The sequence below is a fragment of the Salinibacterium sp. SWN248 genome (genome assembly GCF_015864575.1).
In the GTDB taxonomy this organism is placed as follows: domain Bacteria; phylum Actinomycetota; class Actinomycetes; order Actinomycetales; family Microbacteriaceae; genus Rhodoglobus.
The window spans coordinates 1,396,547-1,417,798 of sequence record NZ_JADYWW010000001.1; the positions used below are offsets into that span (position 1 = coordinate 1,396,547).

Here is a 21,252-nt window from a genome sequence, read left to right on the forward strand (position 1 = left end):
CGTTCCCTGACGCGTTCGCGTTTACCGAGACTCGCGTGACTCGCGAAGCCGCATCAGACTGCACGCGAAGGCCTTAAGCTCTCACTGGATGGTCGTGGTCGTGGTCGTGGTCGTGGTCGTGGTCATGGCCGTGGTCTGAACTGGGACTGTGGGTGTGAATCACAGCTTGGCCGCCCTCATCGAGGTGACTATGCGGCGCCATCGGACCGGGGTCTTGGGGGCTGTGGGTTCCGGAGCGATAGGCGGCGAGCATTTCGAGCACCCACAGCCGTAACTGGGCAATCGAGTTGTCATCCGTTCGCGACAGGGCAATAACGGGCCGACCTTCGCGCGCGTGAGTTGCGTCAGAGACCATCGTCGCGACATCAACGCCGACGTAAGGCGCGAGATCTGTCTTGTTCACGACGAGCAGATCGGCGCGGGAAATGCCCGGGCCACCCTTGCGCGCTACGTCACCACCACCGGCGACATCAAGCACGAAAATTTGCGCGTCTACGAGGGCGGGAGAGAACGTCGCCGTCAAGTTGTCGCCGCCGGACTCGATGATGACAATGTCGAGGGGAGCGAAGTCGGCTTCAAGATCTTCGGCAGCCAGCAGGTTCGCCGTCACGTCATCGCGGATCGCTGTGTGCGGGCACGCTCCCGTCTCCACAGCACGGATTCTCTCGGGATCCAGTACTCCAGCAGACCGCAGGAATCGCGCATCCTCATCCGTATAGATGTCGTTGGTAATGACACCCAGTCTCAGTTCCTCACCAAGGGAACGACACAGAAGTGCGATGAGCGACGACTTTCCGGTTCCCACTGGACCGGCTATTCCCAGACGTAGTGCGCGGGAGGGCGCGTTTTTTTCAGGCACGGAACAACCTCTTCTTCATAACGGAGTGAGCCTCAGCCCACCCCTCGGCTTGCGGAGCGCCCAAGGCGGGGATCGCCTCAGGCGTAGTGATAAGTGAGAGCTGATGGACAAACGGTTCGGCTACTTCGCAGGCATTGAGCACCCAGGTAACAACTGTCGCGGGGTCGATCGGGTCGAGCTTGAGTACGGCGGATGCTGCATTCTGAACCTCTTCGTAGACGACAAGACGAACCAGGTCGGCTGGCTTCATCAGGGCGGTTGCCGCTATCGCTCCGAGCACGACGGCCCGGGGTGGCCGTCGCAGCTGAGCGCAGAACGCAATTGATGCGCTGCTCGGCCATACGGTGCGGCCGATCCTTGTGTAGCCGCGACCGAGGAGTCGGGAAGCGTCGCGCAATGCCGGGCTAGGGGTTCTCGCCGCCCAGGCCGCGATTAGAGCGTCTATCCCCGACGGCGCGGCTTCGCTGATGAAATGATGCCGTGCCACTACCGCCGTTCCGGCTTCGACGAGTGTTGTCGAGCGTGTTTTGCCGGCAAGGAACGAGGGGATGTCGTCTCGCTTGAGCCCACCAAGCAAAGCAGGTTCCATTCCCGCCGAGTGAGTGTGTCCGCCGGTGGGCAGGCGCGCATCAGCGAGGAGCATCGCGAGCGTCCCCGAGTCGACCATCAGAACATCGTGTAGAGCTGAGCGAGGGGCAGGGTATCGACGGGAGCGGGCACGACAAGTTCGTCATCGATCGAGATCGCGAAGGTATCCGGACGAATATCGATCTTCGGGAGCGTGTCATTGTTCTTCAGGTCATGCTTGGTCACTTCCCGAGTGGACTGCACGGCGACAACGGTGCGCCCAAGTCCCATCCGTTCCTCAAAGCCGTCATCAATTGCGGCCTGCGCGACGAACGAGAGTGAGAGTCGGTCGCCAATGGCATCCGCAAATGATGGTCGCATGAGCACCGGCTGCGGGGTAGGGATTGAGGCGTTGGGATCGCCGAGAGCGCCCCACGCTAAGCCTCCTCCCTTGATGACAACTTCGGGCCTAATGCCGAAGTATCGCGGATCCCACAGCACCAAGTCGGCCAGCTTGCCCGGCTCAATGCTCCCTACTTCTTTATCGATTCCGTGACCGATGGCGGGGTTGATTGTGTATTTAGCGATGTAGCGCCGTGCGCGCTCGTTGTCGGCCGGGTGCGCGACGCCCAATGACCCACGCCGTGCCTTCATGACGTGGGCAACCTGCCACGTGCGGGAAATAACTTCACCGATTCGACCCATCGCCTGAGAGTCTGACGACGTGATCGACAGTGCTCCGATGTCGTGGAGGATGTCCTCCGCAGCGATCGTTGTTGCGCGAATTCTGGACTCAGCGAAAGCGAGGTCCTCCGGCACCGACGCATTCAAGTGATGGCACACCATCAGCATGTCGAGGTGTTCCGCAACAGTATTTATGGTGTGGGGGAGCGTCGGGTTCGTTGATCCCGGGATGACATTGGGCAGAGACGCGATCGACAAAATATCGGGCGCGTGACCGCCGCCAGCACCTTCAACATGAAATGCGTGGATGCCGCGTCCGCCGATCGCATCGATCGTGGACTGCACATAGCCGGCTTCGTTGAGCGAATCGGAGTGCAAAGCGACCTGTAGACCGAAGGTGTCGGCTGCCTCAAGAGCCGCATTGATCGCTGCAGGTGTCGCGCCCCAATCCTCATGAATCTTGAAACCACCAGCACCGGCTAATGCCTGTTCCTTGAGCGCCTCTGGCGAGACGGTGTTGCCCTTGCCCAGCAGGAGCAGATTCACCGGCAGGCGATCCATGGCGCGGTGCATGGTTTCCAGATGCCACGCGCCGGGGGTGACAGTGGTGGCCTTTGATCCCTCGGAAGGTCCGGTGCCGCCACCGACCACGGTAGTGATTCCTGTGGCGAGCGCTTCATGAATTTGGGAAGGGGAGATGAGGTGAACGTGAGAATCAATACCGCCGGCGGTGAGGATGCGACCCTCTCCCGAGATCACGTCAGTCGATGGGCCGATCACGAGTAGGGGATGGACGCCGTCGGCGATGTCAGGGTTTCCTGCACGGCCTAACGCAACGATTCGTCCATCTTTGATGCCGACATCCGCCCGCTGAATGCCCCACCAGTCGAGCACGATGGCATTCGTAATGACGGTGTCTAGCGCGCCTTCGGCGCGAGTGCGCACGCCTTGAGCCATAGACTCTCGAATCGATTTGCCGCCACCGAATACGGCTTCTTCTCCACCAACGGTGAGATCGCGCTCGATTTCGATCCAGAGGTCGGTGTCGCCGAGGCGTATCTGGTCGCCCGCAGTAGGACCATAGATTGCTGCGTAGCGTTGTCGGTCAATGGATACCATCGAGTTGCTCCTTGCCTGCATGCGAAAGCTGGAGGCCGGGAATGCGCCTCGCTCCCTGAATTGCGACCGCGTCGAGTTCTCGAGACGCACCTGGTTCGAACCGTTGCGATGTTCCCGACGGGATATCGAGCCGGAAACCGTGGGCCGCTTCGCGGTCGAAGGTGAGGGCGGCGTTCGCGTCCGGCAGGTGAAGATGAGACCCGATCTGGATAGGCCGATCTCCAGAGTTGAGGAAGACAACGCGAATACGCTCAGCCTCCGTGCGGTCGGCATTCAGTTCGATGATTCCCGGTCGAATTCTGAAGGCGCCCGGCCCTTCGGAGCGTGCACTAGCCATGATCTATCTCCCTCTTACTGGATGGGGTGATGCAAGGTGACGAGCTTGCGGCCGTCGGGAAAAGTTGCTTCTACTTGAACGTCGAGGATCATGTCGGCGACACCGGGCATCACTTGGGCGCGCGTGAGCACCTCCCGGCCTTCGTCCATGAGGTCGGCGACGAGCGCGCCGTCGCGGGCGCGTTCGATTACCCAGCTACTGAGCAACGCAATGCTCTCCGGGTAATTAAGGATGACCCCGCGGTCGAGTCGCTCCCGAGCGACCATCGCCGCAACGCTGAGCAATAGTTTTTCGGTATCGGCAGGTGTGAGATGCATCAGACGCCTTCTTTCATCATCGGCTGAGGAGTAACGAATGCAGAGGTGCGATCGCTGTGTGATCGTCCGATTGCCAGCACAACAAGCCAGCCAACAAGGATGAGCCCCGCTAGTACGAAGCCAAGAGATGACACTTCGGCACCCGAGATCCAATTCAGTACACCCGCAGTTCCTCCGGATGCAGTAACCGCCGAAGCGAGCTGCACGACACCGACAACAACCGCGACGGTGACAGCGACGACAGTCATTCCGACGCTGAAGGCTCGTTGGACGCGTGAGGAGCGCGAGCCTGGTCGGTAAACGCGGCTCGCCATGAGGCCTTGAAGGGTATCCATCGCGGTCATTCCTGCTGCGAACAGAATGGGAAGCGCGAGCACAGCCCACAGCGAAGTAGACGAGAGAGCGGCTGCGCCCAACAGGACGAGAAGCCAGATCTCTGTGGCGGTATCGAGGCCGAGTCCGAACAACAGACCGACTACGTACATTCGACTTGGTCGATCCACAGCCTTATCGAAACGTCCGAGTAGCCAAGTGACGGGGCCACGAACTCCGTGACTATGGGAACGGGTGAGCGCAATAATGTTGGCAGCGGCGATGACGAGCAGGAAGACTCCTGAGATCGTGGGGCCGTAGACAGTCGTGGTGAACTGAACCGCTGAGCCGTCAGCTGCCATGGCGGTTTCCAGTGCCTGCCCGAATGCCATAAGAAGCACGCACAGGACCGTGACGATCGTCGAATGCCCCAGCGCGAACCAAAAACCGACGGTGCCGCGCGCTTCGCGGGGCGACGTCGCGAGTCGTCGGGTCGTGTTGTCGATGGCGGCGATGTGATCGGCATCAAAAGCGTGACGAACTCCCAACGCGTAGGCGGTGAGCCCGATTCCGAGAGCGACGGCCAACCCGCTCGCTGCGCCCGAGGAGTCCGCTGCTGACGGCGCGCTCGCGAGAACGAGCGCGCCGAACCCGACGACGTGGAGCGCAACGATGGCACCGAGAACGCCCCAGGGGCGGTTCATGCGTGTGGTCGTGGCAGACCGTGACGGCAGGCTCACGACTTATCCCTCGGTCTGATCGTCACTGCGACCGGAGAGTTCACTGACGAGGGTAAACAATGCCGAATGATCGAGGTCGCCGTCGCCGCGGGCTTTGAGCGAACCCATGAGCTGCGCCACCACGGCTCCGAGAGGAATAGCGACCCCCGCCTCCCGTGCCGCAGCCGTAACGATTCCCAAGTCTTTGTCGTGCAAGGTCACACGGAAGCCCGGTGCGAAGTTTCTGGAGAGCATGTTCGGAGCTTTCCGCGAGAGAACTGTGCTGCCGGCAAGACCTCCCGAAAGCACCTTCACTGCGGACTCCATGTCTACTCCGTGGGCTTCGAGGAAGACGAGAGCTTCGGCGACGAGTTCCATCGTGCCGGCCACGATGAGCTGATTTGCAGCCTTTACCGTCTGACCAGAACCTGACGGGCCCACGTGAACGATCGTTGATCCAACAGCGTCGAAGACGGTGGAAGCCTGAGCGAAAGCCTCGGCTGATCCTCCGACCATGACGGATAGTGCACCCTCCACGGCTCCCGCCTCACCACCCGAGACCGGCGCATCGAGCATATGAATCCCTGAGCTCGCTGCTTCTTCGGCCAACCGGATAGCAACATCCGGTCGGATCGTCGAAAAGTCGATGACGAGGGTGCCCTGCGGCACACGTGCGAACACGCCGCTTTCGCCGCTCAATACAGACTCGACATCGGGGGAGTCCGGCAGCATCGTCACCACAATTTCGGCGCCGGCGATCGCTTCTTCGACGCTCTGTGCGCCTGACCCGCCCTGCGCAATGAACGTGTCGACGGCGGCCCGGCTGCGGTTAAACCCTGTGACGTCGTGGCCAGCGGCAACCAAGTTGGCCGCCATAGGCGCGCCCATGATGCCGAGACCGATGAATGCAATTTTTGTCATAGTGAAGAACCTCTCGTTACTGAAACTGTGATCGATGGGAAATCATTGAGATTGGCGATGCTGGCTTGAGTGTCGCCAGTGGACGGCTTGTACTCGAGCGCGACCGCCCCGGTATAGCCCTGCTCGGTCAATTCGCTGAGATAGCGGTCTAGATCGAGCGTTCCGGAGCCGGGTTCTCCTCGGCCAGGGAAGTCCGCGATTTGTACATGCGCAACGGATGAGGCGTGACTCTTGATAGCGGCTGAAACGTCATCCCCGTTCGCGGCTAAGTGGAAAATATCGAGCAAGAAAGCAACGTTGGAGTGTCCGGATGCCCGGACGCGATCTACCACCGCGATAGCGTCCGCCGCGGTACGCAGCGGATAAGGCTTGGGGCCGCTCACGGCTTCGATGAGCACTGTCGCCCCGATGGTGGCGGCAGCGTCGGCGGCAAAGCCGAGGCTCTGGATCGCGAGCTCATCCTGTGCTTCCGGAGTCGAGGTCTCGACTCGGTTTCCATAGAGCGCGTTGAACGCTCCCACGTTGAGGCGCGAACCGATGGCCGTTGCGATTTCCACGCTGTCGCGAAATTCTGCTTGGCGGTCGGGAAGAGAGAGGACACCGCAATCGGGCCCGAAAAGGTCACCAGCAAAGTAGTTGAGTCCGACAAGCTTCGCTCCGGAATCGTCAATAGCCCCGACAAACTTGTCGACGTCGCTATCAGTGGGCGAAGCAGAATCGAACGGCCACCAATATTCGATCGAATCGAAACCAGCGTTATAGGCGGCGGCTGGCCGCTGGAGGAGGGGCAACTCCTGGAACAGCAGCGAGCAATTGGCGACGTAGGTGGAACGTTGGGGGGAGTTCATGCGATGTCCTTACTTGAGTCCGGAAGAAGCGAGGCCCTGCACGAAGAAGCGCTGAGCGAAGAGGAAGAGGAGGATCAGTGGCACTGTGGCCACAGCGGCGCCCGCGAACGTCAAGCCCCAGTTGGGCAGCTCACCCGCAGATACCGACTGGGCAATGGCGACCTGAATGACCTGATTCTGAGAACTTTGCACGACCGTCAACGGCCAGAGGAATGCGTTCCACGAGAACAAGAAGGTCACGAGGCACAGAGTTGCCAACGATGTGCGCACGTTGGGAAGGATGATCGACCAGAACACCCGGAAGTGTCCTGCACCATCGAGTCGTGCCGCCTCATCCAACTCCATCGGGATCTCTTCGAAGGCTTGCTTCAGAAGGAAGAGCCCGAAAACGCTCGAGACCCAGGGAAGCGCGACAGCGAGGAGTGTGTCTTGCAGGTTGAGGCCAGCAATTACCCCATACATCGGCACGACAAGCGCTTCTGCCGGAAGCATGAATGTTGCGAGGATCACCGCGAAGACCACGCCGCGGCCCTTGAACGAAATTCTCGTCAACGCATAGGCAGCGAGGGTGCAGACCACCAGGGTGCCGCCCACTTGGATGAACGCGACGATGAGCGAATTGACGAGAGCGAGACCGATTCCTTTTTCGAAAAGCGCCACAAAGTTGTCGATCGTTCCGCCGACGGGAAGAAATACCTTCCACGAGAGCGGGTTGAGATCATCGAAGATCGCGGTCTGATTTTTGAATGCAGACGACACCATCCAGAGGTAGGGCAGGAGGAATGCGCCCACGATGATGGCAATCACTACAAACGAGACGCCGAAGCGAGCGATAGTCATGGGGAGTCGGCGAAGCTGATGTGGTTCCGCTATGCGTTGAGTAGTCATGGCGCCCTCCTAATAGTTCCAACGAGTGCGAAGTAGCCGCATCTGGATCAAGCTGATGATGATGGCGAAAGCAAGCACGACGAGCGCCATTGCGGAGGCGTAGCCCGGCTGCTGAAGAATGAACGCCGTCTTGTAGATGTGATAAATGATGAGGTTCGTCGTGCCCTGAGGGGCGCCACCCGTCATGATGTACGCCGGCGCAAATGCTTGGAGTGCGAAGACAGTCATCACTACGACAATGAACAGGGTCGTGCGGGAGAGCAGCGGAAGAGTGATGCTGAGCGTGCGACGGAGGGGCCCGGCTCCATCCATATGTGCTGCCTCGCTGAGCTCGGCGGGAACTGCTTGCAGTCCACCGAGAAAGAGAACGGTTGCCAGGCCCACTTGTTGCCAGACGGTCATCACGATGATGGCGGGGAGTGCTTGGGTGGTGTCGGTGAGAAAACCTGCGGACGGAATTCCAACTGTCGCGAGCACCGAGTTGATCAACCCCGTCTCATTGAGCAGGAACGTCCAGAGTGTCGCGACGACAACCGACGAGGTGACAACGGGAAGAAAGATCATGGTGCGTACGAGAGCCCGAGCGGGCAGCTTGCCGTTGAGAAAAACCGCCAGTGCGAAGGACGCAGGGACGACAAGAACAAGGACACCGAGAATGAACGCGAACGTGATCAGCAGCGACTGGATTGTCTCTGCATCCGTGAAGATCCGGATGAAGTTGTCCGCACCGACGAAGGTTGCGTTGTCGGGGCTGAAAAGGCTGTAGTCGAGCACGCTGCTGCGAGCCATGACTGCCAGCGGAATGTATTGAAAGACCAGCAGAAGCAGAAGGAACGGGGTGAGGAAGGCAAGCGCAGGTAGTGCGCCCTTCCCCATCGCGCTCTTCGATCTGCGCCTGGGCGGAAGCGAAGTGCTTCCGCCCAGGTCTCTGACCGCGAGCGGCGTGGAATCGATCGGGCCAGAATGCATGACGATGTTTCCTGTTCTACTTCGAGAGGATCGGGTCGAGCTTGGCGACTGCCTGATCGAGCTCAGTCTTCGGATCCGCTCCGTAAGCGATGTTCTTCAGCGCTGCAGTCACGTAGAGGTCATACGCGTCGAAGTGCGGTCCGGGAGGACGCGGTACGCCCCACTCCTGGATCTCTTCGACGGGAATGTTCAACGGTGCTTCGCTGAGCGAAGGCAGTGCTTCGGTCGTCGACACCAACACTGGAATCCGGAGGTTGTTCTCAACCCAGTCGAGGTACTGGTCACCGGTGTCCATAGCGACGACGGCCGTGGCCGCGGCCTCCGCGTTGTTCGAACGTGCGGTGACGCCGAATGTAACAGCGCCGGTGTGCACAACAGGGGTAACGAGATACGGCGTTGGGCTCACACCGAAGTCCACTCCCGCGTTAGTAAGAGTCGTAGCGTTGGAGCTCACTTCGAGGTCGAAGCACGCCTTGCCATCGATCAGCGCATTGGGAAGACCAGTCTTCGACGTCACAGCATCCGGGCCTTCGAACAAGTTCTGGTAGAAGGTCGCACCCTCGATAGCTTCAGGCGTGTTCAGCCAGCCATCGACAGTGGTTCCGTCGTCAGAGATTGCATAGAACGTCTTGTACGCCGATGATGACTCAGGAGCAGTGGGGTCTCCCATGCTGCGCAAGAAGAGCTGATCGCGGTACGACGTTCCCGGGGTGCCGTCTCCGAGTCGTGACGGTGCGAGACCGTACACGGTCGACCCAGCAGCCTCGGTTGCCGATACCTGGCAGGTCAGCATTGCGGCTTGCGCCTCTGGCCATGTCCACGCGGTGTCAAGAGAGGTGGGAGGTGTGATGCCGGCTGCATCAGTCAGCTCCTTGTTGAAGTACAAGGAGAGAGTGTCTTGCTCGTTGCCGGGCGAGTAAACCTGGCCGTCCCACGAGTTCTCTGTCAACGTCGCTGACGTCACGTCGTCAAACCAGCCATCGGGCAGGTAATCGTCAAGGGGAAGCAAGAAGCCCTGCGATGCGTAGGACGCGGTGCTTGGAGCGTCGAATCCGACAATGTCTGGCGGGTTCGACGACGGCGCGAGTACCGCGATCTTTGCTGCCAAGTTGCCGAACGGAACTTCGTCCACGGTGAAAATGACGCATTTGTTGGCGGCTGTGTAGGCATCCAATTGCTCGTCAGTGGGGGAGTTGTTTTCTGCGCGGAGTACGGAGAGTTCCGTTACGCCGTCCTCGCAGCCTGCGATGGTGGGGGTGGAGCCGGCAGAACATCCGGCGAGAGCCATAATGGCTACCGTCCCGACCGCCGTGCTCAGTGTTGCGATGTTGCGTTTCATTGTTTTCCCTTGCTTAGGTGGAGCGAAATATTCGAAACGTGAAGAGCAGTGGTTATCGCTGGATAGAGACACACTCCTTCAGCAGTCGATAGAAGACGTCAGCGTTCGCCGTCAATGCGACGTAGGCGTTCGGTTCTTCTATGCCTCGGTGACGAACGTCGATAACAGTCCTGCCGAAGGTGCGCACTCCTGTTGTCTCGATGCCGACGTGAAGGTGGTTAAGAGGAAGGACAGCGGGGTCGAGCAGATACGCGATGCAGACGGCATCGTGAATGGGGGCGCTGTCGGGAATCGCCTGTGGCTGGCTTTCATCGTGGGCGACGATGCGCTGTTGGATACAGATCGCGGTCGCCAGACCAGCGGGGGTACTGAGAGCGTGAAGCTCGGATGCCTGTGCTCCGGTGACGAGTGCGTCGTGCGTCGCGTCGAGGGGAACCAGAACAATTCGCTTGAAGCCGGCTTTGAAAACGACGTCAGCAGCTACGGGGTCATGCCAGATGTTCGATTCTGCCGACGGCGTTGCGTTGCCGAAAGCGTGCGCGCCACCCATGATGACGATCTCGTCGACCTTCTCGATGATCGAGGGGTCGAGGGTGATCGCAGCCGCGATGTTTGTCAGTGGACCGACTGGCACCAGCGTGATGGGTTCAGTACGAGCTCGCAGCGTCTCGACTAACCACTCGACAGCGCCCTGCGTTTGAGCAACCGAGGTGGCGGGCGGGAGGTCGAGCTCCTTCGGGTGCATCTTTCCGCCGCTGTGATCGTCCGAAGGGCTGGGCTGCGGTACGCCGATAGGGCCGAATGGCTCATCGAGTCCCCGATAGACAGGGATGTCGGAGCGGTTGATGTAGTCGAGCACGCGAAGCGTGTTGTCAGTCGTATTCTCGACCGGACGATTGCCCCACACGGTGGTGCACGCAACGAGGTCGATCTCTGGCGATAGCGCTGCCATCATGATTGCAATCGCGTCGTCAGTTCCTGTGTCGACATCGAGGATGATTGACCGTGGCATGTAATGTGCTCCTTCTTGGTTGGTGATGATGAGGATCAGACCGCGAGTGCGGGGTCTGTCCGGAAGCGATCGTTCAGCATTTCTCCACGGAAGTCCTCGCGTGGGAACTCGCCGTCAGCGAAGACGACGACGCCGCCGCATACGGTCACGCTCGGCCACATCCGCAATGTCATGCCGGCGTAGGGCGAGTAATCGATGGGCGAGTGAAGATCTTCGATCCGTACGACTCGCTCACCTTCCTCGAGGATGACGAGGTCGGCATCCATACCGATTGCGACCTTGCCTTTGCCTTCGAGACCGAATCTCACGGCGGCATTGCGCGAGGTGAGTTCGATGAGGCTTTCCATGCTCATGCCGTTGTCCACGACAAGGTGCGTCAAGAGCAGCGGGAGCATGAGGCCGATACCGGGCAATCCAGGCTTGGAAGTTTCCCAGTCAGTTTTTGCGGCGCTTGGCCATTCGTTGTGGTCGGATCCGAAGAAATCGATCTCGCCCGCGAGAACTGCCTCGGTAATGGCGTCGGAAAGACTGCGGTCGCGGATGGGCGGGGCAACTTTGCCCTCCGGGCCAATTGCCGACTCAGTGCTGAGCACCATGTAGTGAACACATGATTCAAGCGCCGCGCCCGGGTAACCCAATGCCTTTCTGGCTTTGATCGCTTCCAAGCTCGAGACGTGCACGATCGATACTTGGCAGCCTGCCTCTTCTGCAAGATAGAGAGCGGTCCAGGCGGCATCCCCTTCGGCGATGGTGGGGCGCGATCGCTCCCACCCTGCGAGCGAGTCGAGCCCAGCGGTGCTTTCCGTTTGCATAGCAGCGTCGACGATGTCGCCATCTTCGGCGTGCACCAGTGCTTGAGCACCGTTGGCTACGATCGCGGCGAATGCTTCTCGCATTTGCGCGTGGTTGAGGCTTCCGATTCCGCCCAGATTCTTGGCCTCTTCGCCGCGATACGGCATGAAGATCTTGAACGTGCGCATGCCTTCTTTGGTGGCCTGCTCGATTTCTGAGACTTGGCCCATATTCATGAGGCAGCCGTGGAACATCACATTGATCTGAGACTGAGCGCGTGCTGCGGCAAGGCCATCGTGGAACGAGTCAAGAAGCGACGGGGTACCGAACTGTACGTAATTGAGCGCAGTGGTGCAGCCACCGGCAAGCGCGCCGCGCGACTCAGCGGAGAAATTATCGTCCGGTCCAAGGCCGGGAATGTGGTTGTACTCGTCAGCGCGCTGGTTGATGTGAGCGTGGGAATCGATCGCACCGGGAATCACCCAGCGACCCGCGGCATCCGTCGTTTCTGTTGCGTGGCCTAAATCTTGCACGTTGCTCGACATTGCGACGATGACGCCGCCCTTGATGCCGATGTTGTAGAGCGCGTCGTCGTCGGAACGAATTTTTGCGTTCGTGATGACGAGGTCAAGTTGCTCGGCGGGCGCGGAGGCGCTGTGATCGTGGGACATTACTGTGCCATCCATTCAGTCTTCAGATAATCGGTGTCGAGGTAACGTTCGGAAAGTTGGGTGCGGTACCACTCGTCTCGCTCTGTTTCATCGAGGGCTCGGTACTCGCGCCACAGGAGTCCGATGGCTACCCCGGCGTAAAGCTGGTAGTCGAGAACATGGGCGAGCGCCTCGTGGTCGTTCAGGAGCGCGTCGGCGCTTTCAGTGGTGAGCGTTTGAGGGGCCAACGTGACGAAGTCAGCGAATGCTGCGCTCTCGACCGCTGCGAGCGAGTCAACGTGGGGTCGTCCTTCGGGGCGGGAATCGACGTACGTCACGAGATCGTCGTAAAGAGCGAGCCACTGGCTCCGTTGAGGCTCATCGAGCCAGAGCGCAGAGCTGAAGAGCATGAGGGCGTGGTGCCGGATCATCGTGTAGTCGTCCACTAGCCCGTCGAGCTGAATTTGGAGAATGTCGTTCGTGATCGACATTTGGATGCGACTGGTATCGGTCAGCAACGTGCGGTACGACGGGTTCGCGTCGAGCACCGGAGCATAAGCGATCTCGATGAGTTGGAGAAAGAATGCTGCATCAGGAAGATGCCAGATGCGGCGAACTTCTTGGCTTGAGTCCAACCACGTCAACATGAAGTTTCCGAAAGTCCAGTCGGTCTCGTCGTCGGCGAGCACACCGACGACGTCGGCGCGATGCGCAACGGGCCCCGCTAAGGAGAGCAGGTGATCAGAATGCGACTGGGCCTTCGCTACCCACGCTGGCACATCAGCCGTGACAACGGGGGCACAGGTTGGTGCGTGGTGGTGAGGCGAGGGGAGTGAGGAAAGAGCCACAGCCTTGGTTCCTTTCGAATCGCCGGATGAACGTGCGATGTGAGGTTTGTTTAGCGATCTACGCGGGTAGATTGTGGACTATACAAACAGACCGTTTCGTCAGGGTCAAGCACTAATTTTGAAAATGGACCAGTGATTACGCAGATTTAACGTCGAAGAAACATGGAAATCTGCGTGAATTCTTTCTGTACGCACGTTTATTGCCTACCCGCGTAGATATTTTTCGGGTAAAGTGATTTTTCTTTAGCCTTCCACCTTGGATTGCGACATGATCGTCTGTGCGGCGTGTGCGCCGTCAACGTGCTCCGAACGGCACAGGGGAAAGCACTGATGAATAGGGAATCGGATACACCTTGGTAACCAGAGACGATGTTGCTCGCGAAGCGGGCACCTCTACTGCCGTTGTCAGTTACGTCATGAACAACGGCCCCCGCAATGTTGCCGCGCCGACGAAACAGCGTGTGCTCGATGCGGTTGCTCGGCTCGGTTACCGCCCTAATGCCACTGCTCGCGCTTTGGCCTCAGCGTCCAGCACGGTATTAGGGCTGATCGCTTCGGACATCACCAACCCCTACTGCAGTGAGCTCGCCATCGAGGTGGAGAACTCCGCACTTGCCCGTGGCCATTCGCTGCTGCTCGGAAACGCCATGAATAGCGATGAAAGGCAAGCACGCCACCTTCGCTCGTTTATGGAGCACCAAGTGCGCGGGATTCTCTTCGTCGGAAGCACGGACGAGCGTCGTTCAAGTCATGAAGAGACGTCTAGTGTGCTTGAGGGCAACCACACACCACTCGTGTTTTTCGACCGCCCGGCAAGCGAGCTTGGAGCGACCGCGATACTGGTCGACAACCGTGGTGGAGGTTTCGCCGCCACCTCTCACCTACTCGACCACGGGTACGAATCCGTTGCGTGTTTCTCTGGCCCGGCGCACCTGTATGGAGTCAGCGACCGACTAGCCGGGTGGGGCGATGCTCTCAAGGCAAAGGGTATGAAGGTCGACGACCACGAGGTATTCGAGAGCGAATTCGATCGCTACAGCGCTTTCGCGCTCGCACGGGATATTTTTGCGCGACCCACGCGCCCGCGGGCAATCTTCGTCCATAGTGATGAGCAAGCGTTCGGAATCATGACCGCGGCGACGCAAGCGGGGCTCAGCATTCCCGAGGACCTGGCGCTCATTTCTTTCGATGGGCTCAAGGAATCGAGCATCGTCTTGCCCCGCCTCACGACCGTCCAGCAACCGTTCCACACTGCGGCCTCGCTCGGGGTGGATGTTCTTCTTGACGCAACTCCGGGTTCTCAAGAAGCGCCCCACAATCGTGTTCTTCCGCTGGACCTCACCATTCGTGAAAGTTGCGGCTGCAGATAATGGCTGGCTCGGCCTGCTAAGACTCGTCTTTCTCGTCCTTATTGCGCTTCGCAGTAATCAAGAAGATCGCTACTCCCGCAACTAAGACCAAGGCGACCGCTCCGCCCACGAGCACGACCGTGCCGGCGTTTGCGGCAGCAGCATCACTATCCGCGTCGTCCTGCGCTGGGTCGGTTGCATCTGCCGGGGGAGTGGACTCCTCGAGTGTTCCGCCGCCACAGGCTGGAGGCCCGCTCAGTGGGTCGGAGATCGTCTGGTCGGCATCCGGTTCCCACGTGAAGTCGATTTCGTCTGACACGGTGTGGCCATCGGCGGAGACCAGTTGCCAGAGCATCCGGTAGTCGCCTGCTTCGCCCAGGGTCGCGCCGGTCGACAGTGTTGAATCGCGGATGGTGAAGCAACCGTCACCGTAATACCCGCCGCTCGAATCCAGGATCTGAATCGCGAACCCGCCACCGTCGCCGGCAAGGTCGAGCAGGGTGTCGTTTGTGGTGACCGAGAACTCGTCGGGGAGCACGGTGAGGGTGTCGCCCTCAAGCGGCGTGCTTTCGACGAGGTAGTTGTGCGCGTACGCGGGCGCGGCCACGAGCAGCGTGAGTGCTGCTAGCGTGGCCGCGCCGAACGCGGCGCCTCTGCGAATAGCTTGACGCATAGGGTGAACTACTTTGCGGTGGGGCGGCGGAAGGCGAATGCTGCTACGAGACCGGCGAGGCCAGCGACGAGGCCGGCGATGCCGAGACCGCGGGCAACCGGGTCGCCGCTGCTTGCGGATTCGGCGGAGTGCATTTGCTCGTCGGTTTCGTCAGCGTCGTGGTCACCGGTGTCGCTGTCAGCTGCAGCGTCGTGGTGGTCGACGGCCTCGTCATTGACGTAGAGGATCGGCGCCGGCTTCTCTGCATCCTCTTCGACACCGTTCCAGCTCACGACGCTTCCGTCGGTGTAGGTCTGGTCGGCCGCGAGTACGACACTTCCGACATCAGGAACCGGGCCGAGGGAGACAGGCAGGAGCAAGAGTCCGCCATCACCGAGCTCTGAGCCAGCCTGAGCGGTCCACACGATCGAGGTCACCGCCTCCGTGATCTCGCTTTCGCCGATCATGACAGGCTCGGGCAGTTCGCTGTGCACGAGTTGAGCATCCCAGCCGGCTACCGGCACGAAACGTACGCTCGTGAAGGGAGTGTCGGTAGGCAAGAACAGCTCAACCCGGTTGGTCTTTTCGGTTTCAGATTCGTTGGGAACCTTGACCGTGATGAGGGCGTAGTCGCCAGGGTCTGCCTGACCGGGATCGATCGTGACATGGGCCATGGCGGCGAGTGGTGCTGCAATGGCGAGGGCGGCTCCCGCCGAGAGCGCGAGTGCAGCTTTAGTGAAATTCTTCATTAGTTTCTTTCTCAAAAGGGGTCGCGAAAGTGCGACAAATATCGGGGATGCTGGGCGGCGTAGTGCTAAACCGCAGGCATGGTGGCTGGTGGGCCCCGATAACGCGTGATGGAGAGAACTCGTGCAACAAGCGGCGTTGCCGGCGCTGCGACAGGCACAACGCGGAACTCGAGAATGCGTGTTCCGGCGATGCTCGCGGATGCGAGAAGCCGCGACACAAAGACGCGGGCCGTTTCGAACAGCCCCCAGAAGGCAACCTCGGCGTAGCGGAACATCAGAATCGTGACCGCTGCCGCCGCAAGATGCGAAAGCGACATGGTCGAGTCCGCAGTCTGGGTCGCCGAGGAGAAGTCAAACGTCATGGCAGCCATGTTGTGCGGCGCGATACCTTCCGGCGCCAGCATTGAACTAAACAGTGTGTGGTACATCGCCTGGCTCACCAGAATGGCAGCACTGAGGCGAACAATCGAGACCGTGCGCCCGGCCAAAAGGGTGCAAATGGCGACGGAGATGACGAGCGAGACGCCGATGCCGAACATCGACGGAGATGCTCCGCCAGCGACGACGTGGGAGAGAGCTGCGGCACACGTAGCAAACAGCGCAGCTAGGCCGCCGCGGAGCACGCGCGTTGCACGAGTATGCATGGGGCCCCTTCTGTTAGCTAGGTCGAACTCGTTAACCCTAGTTCGTATCCGTAGGCACATTCGCTTGGTCAGATGACGCTTGTTTCGACGCGCCGAAACGCCGCCGGTAATTGTGACGGAGACTGAACGAATATCGGGTTAGGCTCGTTATCAAGGTATTTACTCAAGGAGAGGAACCGGCATGGCCCGAATTGGGGAAAGCGCGGACCTGCTCAAGTGTTCCTTCTGCGGCAAAAGCCAAAAGCAGGTACAGCAATTGATCGCCGGTCCGGGCGTATATATCTGCGACGAGTGCGTAGATCTGTGCAACGAGATCATTGAAGAGCGTCTTGCTGAAGCTGGCGAAGAAACGTCGAGCGAGTTCGACCTGCCTAAGCCGCGTGAAATCTATGACTTCTTAGAGGAATACGTCATCGGCCAGGAGGCAGCTAAGCGCTCGCTTTCGGTGGCCGTCTATAACCATTACAAGCGTGTTCGTGCTCGCAACACCATCACTTCGGCGGATGCCGTGATTGATGACGTCGAGATCGCTAAGTCGAACATCCTGCTGATCGGTCCTACCGGTTGCGGAAAGACGTATCTCGCTCAAACTCTGGCCAAGCGCCTCAACGTGCCGTTCGCTGTAGCGGATGCCACAGCCCTCACCGAGGCCGGCTATGTCGGTGAAGATGTCGAGAACATTCTCCTCAAGCTTCTGCAGGCTGCTGACTATGACGTGAAGCGCGCGGAGACGGGCATCATCTACATCGATGAGATCGACAAGATCGCTCGCAAGGCAGAGAATCCCTCCATCACGCGCGATGTGTCAGGAGAGGGTGTGCAGCAAGCGCTGCTCAAGATTCTTGAGGGCACCGTCGCTTCTGTTCCGCCGCAGGGCGGCCGCAAGCACCCGCACCAAGAGTTCATTCAGGTGGATACCACCAACGTGCTCTTCATCGTGGCTGGCGCATTCTCTGGTCTCGAAGAAATCATCTCGAACCGCGCTGGTAAAAAGGGCATCGGCTTCGGTGCTCCGCTGCACAGCAAGGGCGACGATGTGAACCTCTTCGGCGAAGTTCTGCCAGAAGACCTCCACAAGTTTGGTCTCATCCCTGAGTTCATTGGCCGGCTGCCTGTTGTGACCACGGTCACGCAGCTCGACCAAGTCGCCCTCATGGACATCCTCACCACTCCCAAGAATGCTCTCGTGCGCCAGTACCAGCGCATGTTCGAAATTGACGGCGTTGAGCTTGAGTTCGAACACGATGCCCTCGAGTCGATCGCTGATCTTGCCGTGCTGCGTCAAACGGGTGCTCGGGGCCTCCGTGCGATTCTCGAAGAAGTGCTCGGCCCGATCATGTTCGATGTGCCCTCCGACGAAACCGTCGGCCGCGTCATTGTTACTAGGGCGGCGGTGCTGGAAAATGCAGCGCCCACGATCGTGCCTCGCAAGCCGGTGCGTGCGGAGAAGTCGGCCTAACCGCAGTCCTTTACAAGCGCAGGTGACCCACTGGGTCGCCTGCGCTTTCTGGTTTTAAGGCGGATGCGGGCTATGAACGCGCGCCCGCTGTGCCGATTTTCACCCCATCATCCCGGTACTTTGCAGGCGTGTGGTCTCGCGCCATTGACATTTGCCCGTACTTAATTCTATGGTTTGTTTAGTCCTGAACTAAGGGGAACCAATGGCGATTCGTCCGATGGCACGTACCGATGTAAACCGGTCAGCAATCCTTGCTCACCTGGGTGCACACGGTCCGGCATCCCGTGCTGAGCTTGCTCGCACGCTGAGCCTCTCACCGGCCCTCATGACGCAACTCACCAAAGACTTGCTCCACGACGGCCTCTTGCGGGAGCTTGAGCACCAGCCGTCACAGGGCGGACGACCGGCGCGGATGCTCGGCCTCGTCTCCAGCGCAGGGCGCGCGGTTGGCGTGAAGGTGGCCTCCGATCATGTGGCTTTCGTCGAGGTCGGAATCGATGGCATCGTGCTGCGGACGGCGAGCGAACCGTTCGACGCGTCAGCCACCACGATGCTCATGACGCTTGCTGGGCTGCTTCGCTCGTTCATCGCTGGCGGCTCGTCGGCACCACTCCTCGGCATTGGCGTCGGTGTTCCCGGCTCTGTTGATTCGCAAGCCGCCGGAGTGGTGAGTTCGACCCAGCTGAAGTGGAACAACGTGCCGATCGGGGCCACGCTGCGTCGGGAGCTGGGGTTGCCAGTACTCGTCGAAAACAACGTGAACGCTCTCGCGATGGCGGAGCGTCTTTACGGTCTCGGCCGTCGTCACCGCAACTTTCTTGCCGTGACGATCGGAACGGGAATCGGCGCCGCAATCGTGATCGACGGTCTCATCGTCCGTGGCTTTGGCGGCGGCGCGGGAGAGATCGGTCATATTCCCGTGCGCGACAGCGGTCCCCGCTGTACCTGCGGAAACACCGGATGCCTCGAGACCTTTGTCTCAGAGGGCGCACTTGTCGCGACGGCGCGCGATCGCGAGATCATCGCTCCCGGAGCGGGAATTGCGGCACTTCGCGACGCGGCAGATCGCGGCAATGCCGACGCCATCGCTGTCTTCGGCGAGGCCGGGCACCTGCTTGGTCGAGCAATTGCGGGGCTCGTGCATGTTCTTGACCCTGAGATTGTGATCCTGCTGGGGGAGGGCACTGCGGACTGGGGGCACTGGTCCTATGGCTTTGAGCCGGCTTTCCGTGCTGCGCTCATGCCTGCTCGGCGCGGTGTTCCCGTTGCAGTCGAGACCTGGCAAGACGCCAGCTGGGCGCAGGGCGCAGCGACTCTCGTGCTCGCGACTCCGTTCGACGCCGAAGGCATCGCCGGCGAGCAAGGCGACTTGGTTCGTCAGCGCCTTGTGCAGCAGGCGTCTCCGCAGGAGAACTCCTGATGGTTCTGCCGACCGCCCTCGACGCGCCAACGGTGCCCGCACCGTCGCGTGCGCCACGAAGCAGGAAAAAGCCGCGCGCCAGTGCAGGCTATGTGCTGACCGTGCTCGCCTTCCTGCTGCCGAGTGCCATCCCACTGACTCTCTTCGTGCTCGGACCCATGGTTGCGGCCGCCTGGATTAGCTTCACCGAGTGGAATCTCATCACTCCCATGGAATTCATCGGATGGGAGAACTATCGTTCACTCCTCGCCGACGAACGCACCGGAGAAGTCTTCCTCCACACAATCGGGTACATCGCCGGATATCTTCCCCTCGTCTACATCGGCGGATTGGCGCTAGCGCTCGCACTCAATCAAGCCCTCAAGGGGCGGTCCCTCTGGCGCGGAATCTACTTTCTGCCGGTTGTAACGAGTTGGATTGCCGTGGCCATCGTGTGGCGCTGGCTTCTCAACCCCAACAACGGTGTCGTCAACCTCGCGCTTGGCTGGTTTGGCATTGACGGCCCGGGCTGGTGGACAGACCCTGACTGGGCAATGATCTCGATCATCCTTGCCAGCTCGTGGAAAGACCTCGGCTTCGTGATGGTGATTCTGCTTGCGGGGCTGCAGACGATCAACCCTGACCTGTATGACGCCGCCAAGGTGGACGGTGCTGGCGCCTGGAGTCGATTCCGGAACGTCACGATTCCGATGCTGAGCCCCAGCACGTTCTTCGTCGTGGTGATTTCACTCATCAACGGCTTCCAAGTCTTCGACCAAGTCTATGCCATGACGGGCGGCGGACCGGGCGGGTCTACGCAAGTGGTCGTTCAGCAGATTTACGACCTCACCTTCCGCTATGGCGCTGCGGGCGAGGCATCCGCCCTCTCATGGTTGCTCTTTATCGTGATCCTCGCGGTTACCGTGATTCAAATTATTGGACAAAAGAGGTGGGTTCACTATGGCTAAATCGCCGCGCACTCGCCCCAGGATGATCGTCTTGCACGTTGTCGTTATTGCTGGCGCGATCGCGATGTTCTTCCCCTTTCTGTGGACGTTCATCACCTCGATCACTCCGGGCGCTGGATTTTCTATCGCTCCCCAGCTGTGGCCGGAAAACCCATCATTCGAGGCGTACCGAACGCTGTTCACTGAGCGTCCCTTCGGTCGCGTCGTCGCGAACAGTGTGGGGCTTGCCCTCGTGACCACGCTGGCGCAACTCTTCACGAGTGCCACCGCTGCGTATGCGTTTAGTCGACTCCCATTCCGCGGCCGTGGCGTTGTCTTCGCGGTCTACCTCGCGACGATGATGATTCCGTTGCAAGTGCTCATCGTGCCGCTGTTCGCCGAGCTCAAGGCATTTGGGCTGCTCAACACCTACCTCGGAGCGTTGCTGCCGACGTTCGCGAGCGCTTTCGGTATCTTCTTGCTTCGTCAGGCCGTGAACCAGGTTCCGCGGGAACTCGACGAGGCCGCGAAGCTCGACGGCGCCGGTCACTTTCGGGTGTTCACGCAAATCATTCTCCCCAACATCCGGCCCGCTCTCGCCACCCTCACTGTGTTCGCCTTCATGAGCAGCTGGAACGCGTTTTTGTGGCCGCTCGTGGTGCTGCGCTCGCCCGAGTTGCAGACTTTGCCGATCGCTCTAGCCGGACTTCAAGGTCAATACACGACCGCGTGGGACGTCGTGATGGCCGGCTCGATCGTGAGCATATTGCCGATGCTCGCGCTCTACATTTTCGCCCAAAAGTACATCATTCAGGGCGTCGCAAGCTCAGGGATCAAGTAAGGCCCCGGGACACCAGAGATCCAATCATCAC

Annotated in this window: 22 protein-coding genes; 5 read left to right on the forward strand and 17 right to left on the reverse strand. The window is 60.0% G+C overall.

The features are described 5' to 3' along the window. Nucleotides 1-73: 73 nt before the first annotated feature. The 14 genes from ureG to I6E73_RS06780 all read right to left on the reverse strand — a co-directional run bounded on the left by ureG (nucleotide 74) and on the right by I6E73_RS06780 (nucleotide 13,181). Nucleotides 74-859: an urease accessory protein UreG gene (gene ureG / locus I6E73_RS06715; RefSeq protein ID WP_197124059.1), complete on the reverse strand. Its 786-nt coding sequence runs from the start codon at nucleotides 857-859 to the stop codon at nucleotides 74-76. Continuing rightward, complete coding sequence (locus I6E73_RS06720) at nucleotides 852-1,526, reverse strand: urease accessory protein UreF (RefSeq protein WP_197124061.1); 675 nt, start codon at nucleotides 1,524-1,526, stop codon at nucleotides 852-854. The genes ureG and I6E73_RS06720 overlap by 8 nt, the downstream gene beginning before the upstream one ends. After that, on the reverse strand, nucleotides 1,526-3,229 hold the full coding sequence (locus tag I6E73_RS06725) for an urease subunit alpha (RefSeq protein ID WP_197124063.1): 1,704 nt from the start codon (nucleotides 3,227-3,229) through the stop codon (nucleotides 1,526-1,528). The genes I6E73_RS06720 and I6E73_RS06725 overlap by 1 nt, the downstream gene beginning before the upstream one ends. After that, on the reverse strand, nucleotides 3,216-3,566 hold the full coding sequence (gene ureB, locus I6E73_RS06730; RefSeq protein ID WP_197105925.1) for an urease subunit beta: 351 nt from the start codon (nucleotides 3,564-3,566) through the stop codon (nucleotides 3,216-3,218). Before ureB ends, I6E73_RS06725 begins: the two co-directional genes overlap by 14 nt. Nucleotides 3,567-3,580: 14 nt before the next feature. Further along, nucleotides 3,581-3,883, reverse strand: coding sequence for an urease subunit gamma (locus tag I6E73_RS06735; protein ID WP_197124065.1), 303 nt, complete (start codon nucleotides 3,881-3,883; stop codon nucleotides 3,581-3,583). After that, entirely contained in the window at nucleotides 3,883-4,935 is a 1,053-nt protein-coding gene (locus I6E73_RS06740; protein ID WP_197109779.1) for a HoxN/HupN/NixA family nickel/cobalt transporter, read from the reverse strand. The genes I6E73_RS06735 and I6E73_RS06740 overlap by 1 nt, the downstream gene beginning before the upstream one ends. Before the next feature lie 3 nt (nucleotides 4,936-4,938). Further along, the gene (locus I6E73_RS06745) at nucleotides 4,939-5,835 is read right to left on the reverse strand and encodes a 2-hydroxy-3-oxopropionate reductase (protein ID WP_197105922.1); all 897 of its coding nucleotides are present in this window, start codon (nucleotides 5,833-5,835) and stop codon (nucleotides 4,939-4,941) included. Next, entirely contained in the window at nucleotides 5,832-6,683 is an 852-nt protein-coding gene (locus I6E73_RS06750) for a hydroxypyruvate isomerase family protein (RefSeq protein ID WP_197105921.1), read from the reverse strand. Before I6E73_RS06750 ends, I6E73_RS06745 begins: the two co-directional genes overlap by 4 nt. A 9-nt stretch (nucleotides 6,684-6,692) precedes the next feature. After that, nucleotides 6,693-7,571 carry a carbohydrate ABC transporter permease gene (locus I6E73_RS06755; protein WP_197105920.1) on the reverse strand — a complete coding sequence of 293 codons (879 nt, stop codon included), beginning with the start codon at nucleotides 7,569-7,571 and terminating at the stop codon, nucleotides 6,693-6,695. Between the two features lie 9 nt (nucleotides 7,572-7,580). After that, nucleotides 7,581-8,447 (reverse strand): carbohydrate ABC transporter permease, encoded by an 867-nt coding sequence (locus I6E73_RS06760; protein ID WP_197109780.1) that lies wholly within the window; start codon nucleotides 8,445-8,447, stop codon nucleotides 7,581-7,583. 109 nt (nucleotides 8,448-8,556) lie between these two features. Then, entirely contained in the window at nucleotides 8,557-9,879 is a 1,323-nt protein-coding gene (locus tag I6E73_RS06765; RefSeq protein WP_197109781.1) for an ABC transporter substrate-binding protein, read from the reverse strand. 52 nt (nucleotides 9,880-9,931) lie between these two features. Then, the gene (locus I6E73_RS06770) at nucleotides 9,932-10,891 is read right to left on the reverse strand and encodes a nucleoside hydrolase (RefSeq protein ID WP_197105917.1); all 960 of its coding nucleotides are present in this window, start codon (nucleotides 10,889-10,891) and stop codon (nucleotides 9,932-9,934) included. Nucleotides 10,892-10,926: 35 nt separating this feature from the next. Next, a complete protein-coding gene (locus I6E73_RS06775) occupies nucleotides 10,927-12,369 on the reverse strand; it encodes a dihydroorotase family protein (RefSeq protein WP_197109782.1) in 1,443 nt (480 codons plus the stop codon). Beyond that, nucleotides 12,354-13,181, reverse strand: coding sequence for a hypothetical protein (locus I6E73_RS06780; protein ID WP_197124067.1), 828 nt, complete (start codon nucleotides 13,179-13,181; stop codon nucleotides 12,354-12,356). Before I6E73_RS06780 ends, I6E73_RS06775 begins: the two co-directional genes overlap by 16 nt. 353 nt (nucleotides 13,182-13,534) lie before the next feature. On the opposite strand from I6E73_RS06780, the gene I6E73_RS06785 reads away from it, so the two are divergent. Further along, nucleotides 13,535-14,551, forward strand: a complete 1,017-nt coding sequence (locus tag I6E73_RS06785) for a LacI family DNA-binding transcriptional regulator (protein ID WP_197109784.1) — start codon at nucleotides 13,535-13,537, stop codon at nucleotides 14,549-14,551. A gap of 16 nt (nucleotides 14,552-14,567) precedes the next feature. On the opposite strand, the gene I6E73_RS06790 is transcribed toward I6E73_RS06785, so the two are convergent. From I6E73_RS06790 to I6E73_RS06800, 3 genes are all read right to left on the reverse strand, one after another. After that, nucleotides 14,568-15,203 (reverse strand): copper resistance CopC family protein, encoded by a 636-nt coding sequence (locus tag I6E73_RS06790; RefSeq protein WP_197124069.1) that lies wholly within the window; start codon nucleotides 15,201-15,203, stop codon nucleotides 14,568-14,570. 8 nt (nucleotides 15,204-15,211) lie between these two features. After that, on the reverse strand, nucleotides 15,212-15,931 hold the full coding sequence (locus I6E73_RS06795) for a YcnI family protein (RefSeq protein ID WP_197124071.1): 720 nt from the start codon (nucleotides 15,929-15,931) through the stop codon (nucleotides 15,212-15,214). A gap of 65 nt (nucleotides 15,932-15,996) precedes the next feature. Beyond that, nucleotides 15,997-16,575, reverse strand: coding sequence for a hypothetical protein (locus tag I6E73_RS06800; RefSeq protein WP_197124073.1), 579 nt, complete (start codon nucleotides 16,573-16,575; stop codon nucleotides 15,997-15,999). A gap of 181 nt (nucleotides 16,576-16,756) precedes the next feature. Here I6E73_RS06800 and clpX point away from each other — a divergent pair, with 181 nt between their 5' ends. The 4 genes from clpX to I6E73_RS06820 all read left to right on the forward strand — a co-directional run bounded on the left by clpX (nucleotide 16,757) and on the right by I6E73_RS06820 (nucleotide 21,221). Beyond that, nucleotides 16,757-18,034: an ATP-dependent Clp protease ATP-binding subunit ClpX gene (gene clpX / locus I6E73_RS06805; RefSeq protein ID WP_197105910.1), complete on the forward strand. Its 1,278-nt coding sequence runs from the start codon at nucleotides 16,757-16,759 to the stop codon at nucleotides 18,032-18,034. Between the two features lie 202 nt (nucleotides 18,035-18,236). Beyond that, on the forward strand, nucleotides 18,237-19,454 hold the full coding sequence (locus tag I6E73_RS06810) for an ROK family transcriptional regulator (protein ID WP_197124075.1): 1,218 nt from the start codon (nucleotides 18,237-18,239) through the stop codon (nucleotides 19,452-19,454). After that, nucleotides 19,454-20,401, forward strand: coding sequence for a carbohydrate ABC transporter permease (locus I6E73_RS06815; protein ID WP_197124077.1), 948 nt, complete (start codon nucleotides 19,454-19,456; stop codon nucleotides 20,399-20,401). The genes I6E73_RS06810 and I6E73_RS06815 overlap by 1 nt, the downstream gene beginning before the upstream one ends. Continuing rightward, nucleotides 20,394-21,221, forward strand: a complete 828-nt coding sequence (locus tag I6E73_RS06820; protein WP_197124079.1) for a carbohydrate ABC transporter permease — start codon at nucleotides 20,394-20,396, stop codon at nucleotides 21,219-21,221. The genes I6E73_RS06815 and I6E73_RS06820 overlap by 8 nt, the downstream gene beginning before the upstream one ends. The last annotated feature ends 31 nt before the right edge of the window (nucleotides 21,222-21,252 follow it).